The sequence below is a fragment of the Mycobacterium montefiorense genome, assembly GCF_025823255.1.
In the GTDB taxonomy this organism is placed as follows: domain Bacteria; phylum Actinomycetota; class Actinomycetes; order Mycobacteriales; family Mycobacteriaceae; genus Mycobacterium; species Mycobacterium montefiorense.
The window spans coordinates 111,017-125,129 of the sequence record NZ_JACKVL010000002.1 but is presented as its reverse complement, the minus strand read 5'-3'; the positions used below and the strand labels follow the sequence as shown (position 1 = coordinate 125,129).

The following is a 14,113-nucleotide window of genomic DNA, read 5'->3' as shown; positions in this document are numbered from 1 at the left end:
GCAGGCGCCGGATCTGCGCCCGCCGTAGATAGACCGGTGAGTCGCGCGTCCACGCTTGTACAGCCCGCGAAGGAGACCTTCGAAATGACCACAGCCCGTCCCGCCAAGGCCCCTCGAAGTGAGGGCCAGTGGGCGCTGGGAGATCGCGAGCCGCTGAACCCCAACGAGGAGTTCAAGCAGGCCGGCCCCCCGCTCGAGGTGCGTGACCGCATCTTGGACACCTATTCCAAAGAGGGCTTCGACAGCATCGAGAAGAACGATCTGCGCGGCCGGATGCGCTGGTGGGGCCTGTACACCCAGCGTGAGCAGGGATACGACGGCAGCTGGACCGGCGACGACAACATGGACAAGCTCGAAGCCAAGTACTTCATGATGCGGGTGCGCTGCGACGGCGGCGCACTGACGGCGACCGCGCTGCGCACGCTGGGCCAGATCTCGACCGAGTTCGCCCGCGACACCGCCGACATCTCCGACCGGGAGAACGTGCAATACCACTGGATACGGGTGGAAGACGTTCCCGAAATCTGGCGGCGGCTGGCCGAAGTCGGACTGCAGACCGCGGAGGCGTGCGGCGACTGCCCGCGCGTGATCCTGGGCTCTCCGCTGGCCGGCGAGTCGCTCGACGAGGTACTCGACCCGACCTGGGCGATCGACGAAATCGTGCGCAACTACATCGGCCAGCCCGAGTTCGCCGACCTGCCGCGCAAGTACAAGACCGCGATCTCCGGTCTTCAGGATGTGGTGCACGAGGTCAACGACATCGCGTTCATCGGCGTCAACCACCCCGAGCACGGACCCGGCCTGGACCTGTGGGTCGGCGGCGGGCTGTCCACCGTTCCGATGCTGGGCCAGCGGGTCGGCGCCTGGGTTCCTCTCGAAGAGGTACCCGAGGTGTGGCACGCGGTGACCTCGATCTTCCGCGACTACGGCTACCGCCGGTTGCGGGCCAAGGCTCGGCTGAAGTTCCTGATCAAGGACTGGGGTATCGAGAAATTCCGGGAAGTTCTGGAAACCGAGTACCTCAAGCGTCCGCTGATCGACGGCCCGGCCCCGCAGCCCGTCCCGCACCCGATCGACCATGTCGGGGTACAACGACTCAAGAACGGGCTCAACGCCGTCGGTGTCGCCGCCGTCGCGGGCCGGGTGTCCGGCACCATCCTCACTGCGGTGGCCGACCTCGCCGAGCAGGCGGGCTCGGACCGGATCCGGTTCACGCCCTACCAGAAGATGGTCATCCTCGACATCCCCGACGACAAGCTCGACGACGTGATCGCCCGCCTCGATGCGCTTGGCCTGCAATCACAACCTTCGCACTGGCGCCGAAACCTGATGGCCTGCACCGGGATCGAGTTCTGCAAACTATCCTTCGCCGAAACACGGGTCAGGGCACAGACTTTGGTGCCCGAGCTGGAAACTCGGCTGGAGGACATCAACTCGCGCCTGGACGTGCCGATCACCGTTAACATCAACGGCTGCCCGAACTCGTGCGCGCGAATTCAGGTCGCCGACATCGGCTTCAAGGGGCAGATGGTCGACGACGGCAACGGCAATTCGGTCGAGGGTTTCCAGGTACACCTGGGCGGCAGTCTTGGGCTGGACAGTGGCTTCGGCCGAAAACTGCGCCAGCACAAGGTCACCAGCGACGAGCTGGGCGACTATATCGACCGGGTGGCGCGCAACTTCCTCAAACACCGCGATAGCGGTGAGCGGTTCGCGCAGTGGGCAGTTCGCGCCGACGAAGCGGACCTCCGATGAGCAGCGAAACGGCGACCAAGCGCACCGAGGACGAACTGCGCGAGATAGCCACCCGCGGCGCGGCCGAACTCGAAGGCGCCAGCGCCGACGAGCTGTTGCGCTGGACCGAAGAGAACTTCGGCGGGGTCAACGGGCCGCGCGGCTGGGCGACATGCAACTACGTCGTCGCCTCCAATATGCAAGACGCCGTGTTGGTGGACCTGGCGTCCAAGGTGCGCCCCGGCGTACCGGTGCTCTTCCTGGACACCGGCTATCACTTCGTCGAAACCATCGGCACCCGCGATGCGATCGAATCCGTCTACGACGTAAGGGTTCTCAACATCACGCCGGAAAGTACGGTCGCCGAGCAAGACAAACTGCTAGGCAAGGATCTGTTCGCCCGGGATGCGGGCGAATGCTGCCGGTTACGCAAGGTGCTGCCGCTGGGTAAGTCGCTCAGTGGTTACTCCGCCTGGGTGACCGGGCTACGCCGGGTCGAGGCACCGACCCGCGCCAACGCGCCGGTGATCAGTTTTGACGAGGCGTTCAAGCTGGTGAAGATCAACCCGCTGGCCGCGTGGAGCGACGAGACGCTGCAGAGCTACATCGATGAGCACGACGTCCTCGTCAATCCGCTTGTCTACGAAGGCTATCCGTCGATCGGCTGCGCTCCCTGCACGGCCAAGCCCGCAGAGGGCGCCGATCCGCGCAGCGGGCGTTGGCAGGGGCTCTCCAAGACCGAATGCGGGTTGCACGCGTCGTGACCACCCTCGTGCTGACCGCACACGGAAGTAAGGACGCACGGTCGGCGGCCAACGCACGCGCCGTCGCCGGCCAAGTGGCGCGCCTACGGCTGGATCTTGACGTGCGGCTGGCATTCCTGGACCACGACTCGCCGAGTCTGACCGACGTGCTTACAGCACTGGACGGCCCGGCCGTCGTCACCCCATTGTTGTTGGCGAACGCGTACCACGCCCGAGTCGACATCCCCGCGCAGATCGCCAGTTGCGTTACCGCCCAAGACATGTGGCAAGCACCCGTGCTCGGCGAGGACGACCGGCTGGTGTCGGTGCTGCGCCGGCGCGTGATGGAGTTGGGCGTATCTCGCCTCGATGACAGCCTTGGTGTACTCGTCGTGGCGATCGGCACGTCCGACCTGGCGGTGAACGCGCGCACGGGCCGGGTCGCACCAAAGCTGTTGGCGGGCACCTCCTGGGCGGGGGCAACCACCGCGTTTGCCACCCAACAGCAACGTTCGCTGGCCGAAGGGCTGGGCAGGTTGCGCCGCCAGGGCGCGCATCGCGTGGTCATCGCACCGTGGTTCCTGGCGCAGGGACGCCTCCCCGACCAGGTGCAAGAGTTTGCCGACAAGGCAGGCATCGAGATGGCGGCCCCGCTGGGTGCCCATCGTTTGGTGGCCGAGACGGTGCTGGATCGCTTCGCCGCGGCGGCCGCCCGTCAGGTCGCGGCCTAACAGGCCTAACAGGCCTAACAGGCCCAACGTCAAGCGCTGCGGCACTAACATGGCGCAATGGGCGATCGCGACGCGCGCCGGCTCGCCGAACACCTGGCCGGCCTGCCCCACGTTCACGTCGTCGCCGCAAATCAGAACAACGAGCTCATTTACAGCGACGGCCTGACCTCGCCGGGCGCCGAAGGATTCGCCGCAGACCTGATATCGCCGGCGCCGGGCGCCCCGATGCCCGAGGTGGAACTCGAGGCGGTCTGGATTATCGAGGTCGACCCGCGATGGTGCCCACTCGCCCACGGCGATGACACCACGGAGTCCGACGAGGAGCAGGTGGCCGACTACCTCGAGCGGGTGACACAACGGCCGCCCTATTGGTCGGCGCGGCCCTGACCACGGATCATGCCGAGGTCAGCGTGCTGTGATCTTCGCCGGCCGACAGAGTGTCCGCGATGATCGGAGGCACGCGGGTGGCCCGCACATAGACGGTGTCCCCGTCCTTCAGCGCCAGCGCCTCGGCGTCGCCTCGGGTGATCTGGGCGGTGAACGCGCCGCCGGTGGCGGCGCTGGTCAACTCGACACGCACCTCGAAACCCAGTGCCACCACCCGCTCGACGGTAGCGCGCACCACCCCGATGGACTCGGCGGTGCCGTCACCGCCGGAGATCGCCATCTCGGGATTGCGGCCGACCCGAATGTCATGCGGGCGAACCAAACTGCCGTTCAGTGTAGAGACCGCCCCCAGGAACGACATCACGAACGCGTTGGCCGGAGCGTCGTAAACCTCGGTCGGAGAACCGACCTGCTCGATACGGCCCTTGTTGAGCACCGCGATCCGATCGGCGACGTCCAATGCCTCGGCCTGATCGTGGGTGACCAGCACCGTGGTGACGTGGACCTCGTCGTGCAGACGCCGTAACCAGGCCCGCAGGTCCTCGCGCACCTTGGCGTCCAGCGCGCCGAACGGCTCATCGAGCAGCAGCACCTGCGGGTCGACGGCCAGCGCGCGCGCCAGCGCCATGCGCTGTCGTTGACCACCGGAGAGCTGGTTGGGGTAGCGACCCTGAAATCCGCTGAGGCCCACGACTTCCAGTAGGTTGTCGACCTTCTCCTTGACCTCGGCCTTCGGTCGCTTTCGGATCTTCAATCCGTAGGCGACATTGTCGCGGACCGTCATGTGCTTGAACGCGGCGTAATGCTGGAACACGAATCCGATGCCGCGGCGCTGCGGCGGCACCCGGGTGACGTCAAGTCCGTTGATCGTCACACTCCCGGTGTCCGGGTGGTCGAGACCGGCGATGGTACGCAACAAGGTCGATTTACCCGAGCCGCTGGGTCCCAGCAACGCCGTCAACGACCCCGTCGGCACGACGAAGTCCACATGATCCAACGCCACGAAATCGTTGTAGCGTTTGTTGGCGTCGCGCACGATGATCGCGTTCTCTGTCGTTATGGCGGTCATTTCCGTGTCTCCTTGTCAAGCAGCCTTGTTCGCCCGCGCCCGGCGAATGTCGAGGATCACCTGGACGATCAGAACCGCCACGGCGACTCCCATCAGCAGCGTGGCAAGCGCGTAGGCGCCGTACTCGGCGCCCCTGTTGTAGCGATCCGAGACCAACAGCGTGAGTGTCTGCGATGTCCCGGGAAGATTGGACGACACGATGATGACCGCTCCGTATTCACCGAGAGTGCGCGCGATCGTCAGCATGATGCCGTAGGTCAGGCCCCACCGAATGGAAGGCAGCGTGATGCGCCAAAACGTCTGCCACCAACTGGAACCCAGTGTCGCGGCCGCCTGTTCTTGGTCCGTCCCCAACTCGTATAGCACCGGCTCGACTTCGCGGACCACGAAGGGCAGCGTGACGAAGATACTGGCGAGGACTATGCCGGGTAAGCCGAAGATGACCTTCAACCCGAGGTCTTTTTCGACAAATCCGAACGCGCCCGCCGATCCCCACAGCAGGATCAGGGCAACGCCCACGATTACCGGTGAGACCGCGAACGGCAGGTCGATGACCGCCTGCAACACGCCCTTGCCGCGGAATTTGTTGCGCGCCAGCACCAATGCCGTGGGTATGCCGAAGACCACGTTGAGTGGCACCACGATGGCCACCACCAATAGCGATAAGTCCAGCGCTGATTGCGCTGCCGGGGTACTGATCCAGTCGTAGAACTGGCCCAACCCCGGCTCGAAGGTCCGCCACAGGATTAGCGAGACCGGAACGATCAACAGCACAAAGACATACGCAAGTCCGAGATAGCGAGTGAGGTAACGAACCCAGCGTGACGACGTCACGAGGTCTGCTCCCGTCGCGCAGCCCGGACGCCAACAATCCGCAAAATGAACAGCAGCACGAATGAAATAAGCAACAACACGATGGATATTGCCGCAGCACCGGTGCGGTCGTCGTTTTCGATCAATGTCCGGATCCATTGCGACGAGACTTCGGTCTTGCCGGGCACCGCCCCACCGATCAATACCACCGAGCCGAACTCGCCGATGGCCCGTGAAAACGCAAGTCCCGCACCAGATAACAACGACGGCAGCAGCGAAGGCAGGATGACGGAGGTGAAGATCTTCGTGCCGCTCGCGCCCAGCGATGCCGCCGCCTCTTCGGTCTCGCGATCGATTTCCAGCAGCACCGGCTGAACCGCGCGCACCACAAACGGCAACGTGACGAACGCGAGTGCTACCGCCACGCCCCACGCGGTGTGCTGCAGGTGCAGGCCCACCGGGCTGTTGTTTCCGTACAGGGCCAACATCACCAGGCTGGCGACAATCGTCGGAAGCGCGAACGGCAGGTCGATGACCGTGTCCACCAGCCTTCTACCGATGAAGTCGTCGCGCACCAAAATCCAGGCGATCAGCAGACCGAACACGACGTTGACCGCCGTGACCCCGAGGCTGATGGTCAAAGTCACCCGGAACGAATCCACTGCCGCATGCGAGGTGACCGCCAGCCAAAACGCGTGCCAGCCACCGCCGGCGGCCTGCCACGCGATCGCTGCCAACGGGAGCAGAACGATCACCGAGAGCCATACCGTCGCCACACCGACCCGCAGTGAGGTGGCGCGCGGGCGGACCGAAGACCCCCCGCTTAGCTGCGGGTGCAGACCCTCACCTTCGGGTCCGCCGAGTTCGGGCCGGATCGCCGCCGTCATCCGGTGGCCTTGGTATAGATCTTGGTGATGCTGCCGTTGCTCTTGTCGAACAGCTGCGGATCCACCGTGGCCCAGCCACCCAGGTCGGCGATCGTCCAGAGTTTCGACGGAAGTGGGAATTGGTCGCGGAATTCGGCAGCGACGGCTGGATCCACGGGCCGGAAACCGGCCTGGCCCCATACCTTTTGCGCCGCGGCCGTGTATTGGAAGTTCTTGAAGGCGGTCGCGGCATCAAGGTGCGGGCTGGTTGTCACCACCGCCACTGGATTCTCGATTTTGAAGGTCTGTGTTGGGATGACATGTTCGACCGGTTTGCCCGCGCGCTCCGCGACTATAGCTTCGTTCTCGTAGCTGATCAGAACGTCGCCGCTGCCCTGAACGAAAACATCGGTGGCTTCTCGTCCCGACCCGGGGCGCAGTTTGACGTGTTCGCGCACCAGCTTGCCGATGAAGTCGATGCCGGCTTGGTTATTCTTCCCGCCATCGCTTTTAGCTGCGTACGGCGCCAGCAGGTTCCACTTCGCCGAGCCCGAACTCAACGGGCTGGGGGTGATGACCTCCACGTCGGGCCGCAGCAAGTCATCCCAATCCTTGACGTTCTTCGGGTTGCCCTTGCGCACCACCAACGACACCACCGACCCGAACGGGACGCCCTTGGTGGCATCGGTATTCCAGTCCTTGGAAACCTTGCCCGCCTTGACTAATCGCGTGATGTCGGGCTCCACCGAGAAGTTGACCAGGTCGGCCGGCTTACCGTCGGCCACCCCGCGGGACTGGTCGCCGGAAGCCCCGTACGAGGTGATCACCTGCACGCTCTTGCCCTCTTCGGAAGCGTTGAAAGCGGGAATCACCTTGCTCCATCCGGGTTCTGGGACCGAATAAGCGACCAGGGTGATGGTCGTGTGGGCATTGGCCAAACCGCCACCGCCCACGGCGTCGCTGGGGCCGGGGCTGCATGCCGCGACGACAATCGAAATCAATGCGAGCGCAGCGAATGGTCGCCAGCACCGTGCGCTGCCGATGTCGTTTAGCATTCGCGGCCTTCCAGTGCGGGACTTACGGATCTTGTTCCCGTAGCTGCGGAATGGCGTATACGCCTCAAGGAGAATTCGCGAACTCCCTACCAAACCGCGCGCGGGTGGTAGTTAGCGACAACAGTGCACGAAGACATCACATTCCGGGGCTTCGGATGTCAGGTGCATGGCGCGAAGCCTAACAGGATTTCGCTGGCCCGCCAGCGGGACGGGTCTCGGCGCAAGTCGGCACGCCCGCCTCAGTGCGTCACCCACCACGCGACGATCACCAACACCACGAGCGTGACGAGAACCAGCGTCACGTGAGACCGAGGCATGGGGGTTACCGGGGCGTCCCATCGATCTGCTGGCCGCGGCGCATCAATTCGATGCCCTTATTGAGCACGGCGTCCAGCGCCACCGCCGCGATGTAGGCCACCGCCAGCACGACGGGCATCACCACCATGGCCTGCAGCACAAAGGGAAGTCCGGAAATCCACAGCTCATTTCCGTCCCACCAGTTCAGGAACCCGTTCACCGGGCTCACACTATTCGTCCGGGCACCCGAAACACCAATGTGTCAAGATCGGCGGGTGCCTACCGCAGCCGGGGAGACCACCTGTGTGATCGCCGGCGGCGGTCCGGCCGGCATGGTGCTTGGCCTGCTCTTAGCGCGCGGCGGCGTAAACGTCACGGTGATGGAAAAACACGCCGACTTCCTGCGTGACTTCCGGGGTGACACCGTGCACGCGAGTACCTTGCGCCTGCTGGACGAACTCGGTCTCGCAGCTCGCTTCGCCCAGATCCCGCATCGTCTGATCGACACCATGCGGATGCAGCTGGATGGTCAACCGGTCAGTTTCGATCTGACCCATCTGCCCGGCAAGCATCAGCACATCGCCCTGGTGCCGCAATGGGACCTGCTGGAACTGCTGGCCAGCGCCGCCGCTGCCGAACCCACCTTCCAATTGCTGCGCAGCACCGAGGTGACCGGAGTGGTTCGCGACGGCGACCGCGTCGTCGGCGTCACCTACCGCGATCCAAGCGGCGAGACCAAGCAGATGCGGGCCGAGCTGACGGTGGCCTGCGACGGTCGTAGCTCGACCGTGCGCTCGGCGGTCGGGCTGACACCCCGCAGCTTCGGTGCGCCAATGGACGTGTGGTGGTTCCGGTTGCCTCGCCAACCCGATGACCCGGCCGGGCTCGCCGGCACCTTCCAAGCCGGACACGGGTCGATCATGATCGACCGCGGCGACTACTACCAGATCGCCTACATCATTCCCAAGGGCGCCGACGCACAGCTGCGCGCGGAAGGCATCGAGGCTTTCCACCGCGTTTTACTGAGCCTGGCGCCCTGGCTCGCCGACCGGATCGATGCGTTGTCTTCCTTCGAAGACGTGAAACTGCTTGACGTGCAACTTAATCGGCTTCCCCGCTGGTACGCCGACGGCGTGCTGTGCATCGGCGACGCGGCACATGCGATGTCGCCGGTCGGTGGCGTCGGCATCAACCTGGCGGTGGCCGACGCGGTCGCAGCGGGGCGGTTACTGGCGGGCCCGCTGCAGCGCGGACGAGTATCCACCCGGCAGTTGGCCCGGGTGCAGCTGCGCCGCTGGATGCCGACCGCACTGCTGCAGTCGGTGCAACGCACGGTCCACGCCCGGGTGATCGCGGTCGCGGTGCAATCGCCCGATCAGCCGGATAGCCAAGGGGGCGACCACCGCGTCGCAAAGGTGGTCCGGCTGATCGGTCGAGTGCCGGCATTTCAGCGGCTAATCGGCTACATGATTGCGATCGGTCCGCTACCCGAGCACGCGCCCAAGTTCGCCAGAGACCCGGGTAATCCGTAGGCCGCCACCGCCGCGCCACCTCGGCAAAAGCATGGACGCCGGGCGGGTCGACAGATGATGATGTCGAGATGGTCATGCACGCCGAACCCGCCGACCAGCCCGCCGATACCGCCGCCGAGCGGGCGCTTGGGTCGGCCAACCAGTCACCGCTCGTCTCGCCGCTCGACTTCAGCGCGCCGGCGCCGGTTACCTCTAGCTCGGCGTTGCGCAACCCGTTCCCGCCGATCGCCGACTACGCATTTCTGTCCGACTGGGAAACGACGTGCCTGATCTCCCCCGCCGGTTCGGTGGAGTGGATGTGTGTGCCCCGGCCGGACTCGCCGAGCGTGTTCGGTGCGATCCTGGATCGCAGCGCCGGCCACTTCCGGCTGGGCCCGTACGGCGTCTCGGTGCCCTCGGCCCGCCGCTACCTGCCCGGCAGCCTGATCATGGAAACCACCTGGCAGACCCACACCGGGTGGCTGATCGTGCGCGACGCGCTGGTGATGGGCCCCTGGCATGATATCGAACGCCGATCCAAAACCCACCGCCGCACGCCGATGGACTGGGATGCCGAACACATCCTGCTGCGCACGGTGCGCTGTGTCAGCGGCACCGTCGAGCTGATGATGAGCTGCGAGCCGGCATTCGACTACCACCGGACCGGGGTGTGCTGGGAGTACTCGGCGAACGCGTACGGCGAGGCGATTGCTCGGGCGGGCAAGCAACCGGATGACCATCCGCAGCTACGCCTGACCAGCAACCTGAACATCGGGCTGGAGGGGCGCGAAGCGCGGGCGCGCACCCGGATGAAGGAGGGCGACGACATGTTCGTCGCGCTCAGCTGGACCAAGCACCCGCCCCCGCAGACCTACCAAGAAGCCGCCGACAAGATGTGGCAAACCACCGAGTGCTGGCGGCAGTGGATCAACATCGGCAATTTCCCGGACCATCCGTGGCGGGCATACCTGCAGCGCAGCGCGCTAACCCTGAAGGGCCTGACGTATTCACCCACCGGTGCGCTGCTGGCCGCCAGCACCACGTCGCTGCCGGAGACACCGCGGGGCGAGCGCAACTGGGACTACCGCTACGCCTGGATCCGGGACTCGACGTTCGCGTTGTGGGGCCTTTACACGCTGGGCCTGGATCGGGAGGCCGACGACTTCTTCGCGTTCATCGCCGACGTGTCCGGCGCCAACAGCAACGAGCGCCATCCACTGCAGGTGATGTACGGAGTCGGCGGCGAGCGCAGCCTGGTCGAAGAGGAACTGAACCATCTTTCCGGCTACGACCATGCCCGCCCGGTGCGCATCGGCAACGGTGCCTACGACCAGATCCAGCACGACATTTGGGGCTCGATCCTGGATTCCTTCTATCTGCATGCCAAGTCACGCGAGCAGGTTCCCGAGACGCTGTGGCCGGTGCTGAAGAAACAGGTGGAAGAGGCGATCGCGCACTGGCGCGAACCCGACCGCGGAATCTGGGAGGTGCGCGGGGAGCCACAGCACTTCACGTCGTCGAAGGTGATGTGCTGGGTGGCGCTGGACCGCGGGTCCAAACTGGCCGAACGCCAGGGCGAGAAGAGCTACGCCCAGCAGTGGCGAGCAGTCGCCGAAGAGATCAAGGCCGACATCCTCAAGAACGGCGTGGACTCCCGCGGCGTGTTCACCCAGCGCTACGGTAGCGACGCGCTGGACGCCTCTTTGCTGCTGGTGGTGTTGACGCGTTTCCTGCCGCCCGACGACCCGCGGGTCCGCAACACGGTGCTGGCGATCGCCAACGAACTCACCGAGGAAGGCCTGGTGCTGCGCTACCGGGTCGAGCAGACCGACGACGGGCTGTCCGGCGAGGAAGGCACGTTCACCATTTGCTCGTTCTGGCTGGTGTCAGCGCTGGTCGAGATCGGTGAGGTGGCGCGGGCCAAGCGGCTTTGCGAGCGCCTGCTGTCCTACGCCAGCCCGTTGCACCTTTACGCCGAGGAGATCGAGCCGCGCACCGGCCGGCACCTGGGCAACTTCCCGCAGGCGTTCACCCATCTGGCGCTGATCAACGCGGTGGTACACGTGATTCGCGCGGAGGAGGAATCCGACGGCTCCGGGATGTTCCAGCCGGCCAACGCACCCATGTGAGATCATCGACGCACGCGAGCAAAAACCCCTACCCGGCAAAGTAATTCATTCGAAGCGATGAGCGGGGCGATGAAAACAGCAACAAAAGCGCTGGCTTTGGCGTGCGTGACGATCAGCTCAGCGCGCTGACCCTGTCCATCATGGCGTGCGCGATTGCGAGGGCGTCGAACTTCGCAGACGGCTGGTCCGTCAGGTCGGTGCTGCCGACCAACGCAACCTCGACTTCGACCAGGCAATTCCCCCGCACCCCAAGCGCACGAACTTCCGGAACGGCCGCCAGAACCGAATGCTCACCGGATTCTCGCGAAACACTGGCCACGACAACCGAATCCGCAATGCGGACGTCGCTGATGGCGTTCTGGACGAAACTACTGGACGGCACGGTCAGCGTTCTACCATCGCATTGCTGCCACTGCGCGGAGAACGTTGCGAACAGGGCGTTGGCAGCCGCGATCGTGGGCAACGCAACGACGCCTTCGGCGACGTCGGTCGCGCTGGCCGAGGATCCTTCCTGCTGCCAAAGTGCTTGAGCGATGTTCTCGACGTTGGCCGACTGGTAAGCGCTTTTGTGCGTCATATAGACGACCCCCACACACTCGGCCGGCAAAGCCAACGGATAGGCATCAATCAACATCTCGCCGCCACCGAAGGAGGGCGGAATTGTGAGACCGCCTGAAACGATCGGTCGAGAAGTTTCGACAACGCCGCGGCATCGAGCGGTACCTGTTTGACCGTTTCACCAATCACCGGATGCGGCAACTGATTCGGCGCCGGAACCGCCCTGCCACCGATCGCGGCGGTGCACCCGGTTGCTAGCAATACAGCCAGCAGCGGCACGGCAGTGCGCCACCGGCGTCTCATTTCTTGGCTTTGTCCCCCGCGGCATCGGTGGACAATGCCGCCACGAAGGCTTCTTGCGGAACATCAACGCGTCCAATGGTTTTCATCCGCTTCTTGCCTTCTTTCTGCTTTTCCAGAAGCTTGCGCTTGCGGGTGATGTCACCGCCGTAGCACTTAGAGAGGACGTCTTTGCGGATCGCGCGGATATTCTCGCGCGCAATGATTTTCGACCCGATAGCAGCCTGGATCGGCACCTCGAACTGCTGTCGCGGGATCAGCTCTTTGAGTTTAGTGGTCATCTTGTTGCCGTAGGCGGAAGCGCCGTCCTTGTGCACGATCGCACTGAACGCGTCGACGGCCTCGCCTTGCAGCAGGATGTCGACCTTGACCAGATCCGCTTCCTGCTCACCTGACTCTTCGTAGTCCAGGCTGGCGTAGCCGCGGGTGCGCGACTTCAGGGAATCGAAGAAGTCGAAGATGATCTCGCCGAGCGGCATCGAGTAGCGCAGCTCGACGCGTTCGGGTGACAGGTAGTCCATGCCGCCGAGCTCGCCGCGGCGCGACTGGCACAGCTCCATGATGGTGCCGATGAACTCGCTGGGCGCGATGACGGTGGTCTTGACCACCGGCTCGTAAACCTCGCGGACCTTGCCCTCGGGCCAGTCCGACGGATTGGTCACCACGATCTCGCTGTTGTCCTCTTTGATCACCCGGTACACAACGTTGGGCGACGTCGAGATCAGGTCCAGGTCGAATTCACGCTCCAGCCGCTCGCGAGTGATCTCCATGTGCAGCAGCCCCAGGAAGCCACACCGGAATCCGAAGCCCAACGCCACCGAAGTCTCCGGCTCGTAGGTCAGTGCCGCGTCGTTGAGTTGCAGCTTTTCCAGGGCGTCGCGCAGATTCGGGTAATCCGAACCGTCCACGGGATACAGCCCGGAATAGACCATCGGCTTGGGTTCGCGGTAGCCGGTGAGCGCTTCGGAAGCGCCGCGGCGGGCGGTCGTCACGGTGTCACCGACCTTGGACTGGCGGACATCCTTGACCCCGGTGATCAGGTAGCCCACCTCCCCCACCCCCAGCCCCACGCTGGCCTTGGGTTCGGGTGAGACGATGCCGACCTCGAGCAGCTCGTGTGTGGCACCGGTGGACATCATCGCGATGCGCTCGCGTGGCGTGATCTTGCCGTCCACCACGCGGACGTAAGTGACCACACCGCGGTAGATGTCGTAGACGGAGTCGAAGATCATCGCGCGGGCGGGCGCGTCGGCATCGCCTTGCGGCGGCGGCACTTCGCGCACCACGTGATCGAGCAAGTCGGCCACGCCCGCCCCGGTCTTGCCGGACACGCGAAGCACGTCGCCGGGTTCGCAGCCGATGATGTGCGCGATCTCACCCGCGTAGCGATCCGGGTCGGCGGCGGGCAGGTCGATCTTGTTGAGCACCGGGATGATGTGCAGGTCGCGGTCGAGCGCCAGGTACAGGTTGGCCAGCGTCTGCGCCTCGATGCCCTGCGCGGCGTCGACCAGCAACACCGCCCCCTCGCAAGCCTCCAGCGCGCGGGACACCTCGTAGGTGAAGTCGACGTGACCCGGGGTGTCGATCAGGTGCAGCACGTACTCGTCGTCACCGACTTTCCAGGGCAGCCGGACGTTCTGCGCCTTGATCGTGATGCCGCGCTCCCGCTCGATGTCCATCCGGTCCAGGTATTGCGCACGCATGGACCGCTCGTCGACGACGCCGGTGAGCTGAAGCATCCGGTCGGCCAGCGTGGACTTGCCGTGGTCGATGTGAGCGATGATGCAGAAGTTCCTGATCTGCGCCGGCGCAGTGAAGGTCTTGTCGGCGAAACTGCTGATGGGGATCTCCTGGCGGGTGCTGTTGATGCTGCTTGACCGGCGGTTCGCGGGTACGTCCAGGGTATCCATGAGGGCTGGT

General features: G+C 64.8%; 13 protein-coding genes. 6 read left to right on the top strand and 7 right to left on the bottom strand.

The features are described from left to right. Positions 1 to 84: 84 nt before the first annotated feature. Genes H7K34_RS00495 through H7K34_RS00480 form a run of 4 tightly spaced genes read left to right on the top strand, consistent with a single transcriptional unit; the run spans position 85 to position 3,595 of the window. Positions 85 to 1,755, top strand: a complete 1,671-nt coding sequence (locus H7K34_RS00495) for a nitrite/sulfite reductase (RefSeq protein ID WP_264058670.1) — start codon at positions 85 to 87, stop codon at positions 1,753 to 1,755. Then, positions 1,752 to 2,498, top strand: coding sequence for a phosphoadenylyl-sulfate reductase (locus H7K34_RS00490; protein ID WP_264058668.1), 747 nt, complete (start codon positions 1,752 to 1,754; stop codon positions 2,496 to 2,498). Before H7K34_RS00495 ends, H7K34_RS00490 begins: the two co-directional genes overlap by 4 nt. Continuing rightward, positions 2,477 to 3,208: a sirohydrochlorin chelatase gene (locus H7K34_RS00485; protein WP_372510649.1), complete on the top strand. Its 732-nt coding sequence runs from the start codon at positions 2,477 to 2,479 to the stop codon at positions 3,206 to 3,208. Before H7K34_RS00490 ends, H7K34_RS00485 begins: the two co-directional genes overlap by 22 nt. Before the next feature lie 57 nt (positions 3,209 to 3,265). Beyond that, positions 3,266 to 3,595, top strand: coding sequence for a hypothetical protein (locus tag H7K34_RS00480; protein WP_264058660.1), 330 nt, complete (start codon positions 3,266 to 3,268; stop codon positions 3,593 to 3,595). A 7-nt stretch (positions 3,596 to 3,602) separates the two neighbouring features. Here the strand turns inward: H7K34_RS00480 and H7K34_RS00475 are convergent, their stop codons facing one another. The 5 genes from H7K34_RS00475 to H7K34_RS00455 form a co-directional block, all read right to left on the bottom strand. Next, a complete protein-coding gene (locus H7K34_RS00475) occupies positions 3,603 to 4,664 on the bottom strand; it encodes a sulfate/molybdate ABC transporter ATP-binding protein (protein WP_108925420.1) in 1,062 nt (353 codons plus the stop codon). Between the two features lie 15 nt (positions 4,665 to 4,679). Continuing rightward, positions 4,680 to 5,498, bottom strand: a complete 819-nt coding sequence (cysW, locus tag H7K34_RS00470) for a sulfate ABC transporter permease subunit CysW (RefSeq protein WP_264058653.1) — start codon at positions 5,496 to 5,498, stop codon at positions 4,680 to 4,682. Next, on the bottom strand, positions 5,495 to 6,364 hold the full coding sequence (gene cysT, locus H7K34_RS00465; RefSeq protein WP_264058652.1) for a sulfate ABC transporter permease subunit CysT: 870 nt from the start codon (positions 6,362 to 6,364) through the stop codon (positions 5,495 to 5,497). The genes cysW and cysT overlap by 4 nt, the downstream gene beginning before the upstream one ends. Then, positions 6,361 to 7,398: a sulfate ABC transporter substrate-binding protein gene (locus H7K34_RS00460; protein WP_264058650.1), complete on the bottom strand. Its 1,038-nt coding sequence runs from the start codon at positions 7,396 to 7,398 to the stop codon at positions 6,361 to 6,363. Before H7K34_RS00460 ends, cysT begins: the two co-directional genes overlap by 4 nt. Positions 7,399 to 7,720: 322 nt before the next feature. Beyond that, a complete protein-coding gene (locus tag H7K34_RS00455; protein WP_372510648.1) occupies positions 7,721 to 7,924 on the bottom strand; it encodes a hypothetical protein in 204 nt (67 codons plus the stop codon). Between the two features lie 28 nt (positions 7,925 to 7,952). Here H7K34_RS00455 and H7K34_RS00450 point away from each other — a divergent pair, with 28 nt between their 5' ends. Both H7K34_RS00450 and H7K34_RS00445 read left to right on the top strand, forming a co-directional pair. Further along, the gene (locus H7K34_RS00450) at positions 7,953 to 9,227 is read left to right on the top strand and encodes an FAD-dependent oxidoreductase (protein WP_372510647.1); all 1,275 of its coding nucleotides are present in this window, start codon (positions 7,953 to 7,955) and stop codon (positions 9,225 to 9,227) included. Between the two features lie 68 nt (positions 9,228 to 9,295). After that, positions 9,296 to 11,335 (top strand): glycoside hydrolase family 15 protein, encoded by a 2,040-nt coding sequence (locus H7K34_RS00445; RefSeq protein ID WP_264058647.1) that lies wholly within the window; start codon positions 9,296 to 9,298, stop codon positions 11,333 to 11,335. A gap of 112 nt (positions 11,336 to 11,447) precedes the next feature. Here the strand turns inward: H7K34_RS00445 and H7K34_RS00440 are convergent, their stop codons facing one another. Further along, the gene (locus tag H7K34_RS00440; RefSeq protein WP_264058644.1) at positions 11,448 to 11,912 is read right to left on the bottom strand and encodes a sensor domain-containing protein; all 465 of its coding nucleotides are present in this window, start codon (positions 11,910 to 11,912) and stop codon (positions 11,448 to 11,450) included. A 280-nt stretch (positions 11,913 to 12,192) separates the two neighbouring features. Next, a complete protein-coding gene (gene lepA, locus H7K34_RS00435) occupies positions 12,193 to 14,103 on the bottom strand; it encodes a translation elongation factor 4 (RefSeq protein WP_108925431.1) in 1,911 nt (636 codons plus the stop codon). Positions 14,104 to 14,113: the final 10 nt, after the last annotated feature.

Coding starts and splice junctions, on each gene's coding strand:
- H7K34_RS00495 (WP_264058670.1), top strand. CDS start 85: ATGACCACAGCCCGTCCCGCCAAGGCCCCTCGAAGTGAGGGCCAGTGG.
- H7K34_RS00490 (WP_264058668.1), top strand. CDS start 1,752: ATGAGCAGCGAAACGGCGACCAAGCGCACCGAGGACGAACTGCGCGAG.
- H7K34_RS00485 (WP_372510649.1), top strand. CDS start 2,477: ATGCGGGTTGCACGCGTCGTGACCACCCTCGTGCTGACCGCACACGGA.
- H7K34_RS00480 (WP_264058660.1), top strand. CDS start 3,266: ATGGGCGATCGCGACGCGCGCCGGCTCGCCGAACACCTGGCCGGCCTG.
- H7K34_RS00475 (WP_108925420.1), bottom strand. CDS start 4,664: ATGACCGCCATAACGACAGAGAACGCGATCATCGTGCGCGACGCCAAC.
- cysT (WP_264058652.1), bottom strand. CDS start 6,364: ATGACGGCGGCGATCCGGCCCGAACTCGGCGGACCCGAAGGTGAGGGT.
- H7K34_RS00460 (WP_264058650.1), bottom strand. CDS start 7,398: ATGCTAAACGACATCGGCAGCGCACGGTGCTGGCGACCATTCGCTGCG.
- H7K34_RS00450 (WP_372510647.1), top strand. CDS start 7,953: ATGTGTCAAGATCGGCGGGTGCCTACCGCAGCCGGGGAGACCACCTGT.
- H7K34_RS00445 (WP_264058647.1), top strand. CDS start 9,296: ATGGTCATGCACGCCGAACCCGCCGACCAGCCCGCCGATACCGCCGCC.
- H7K34_RS00440 (WP_264058644.1), bottom strand. CDS start 11,912: ATGACGCACAAAAGCGCTTACCAGTCGGCCAACGTCGAGAACATCGCT.
- lepA (WP_108925431.1), bottom strand. CDS start 14,103: ATGGATACCCTGGACGTACCCGCGAACCGCCGGTCAAGCAGCATCAAC.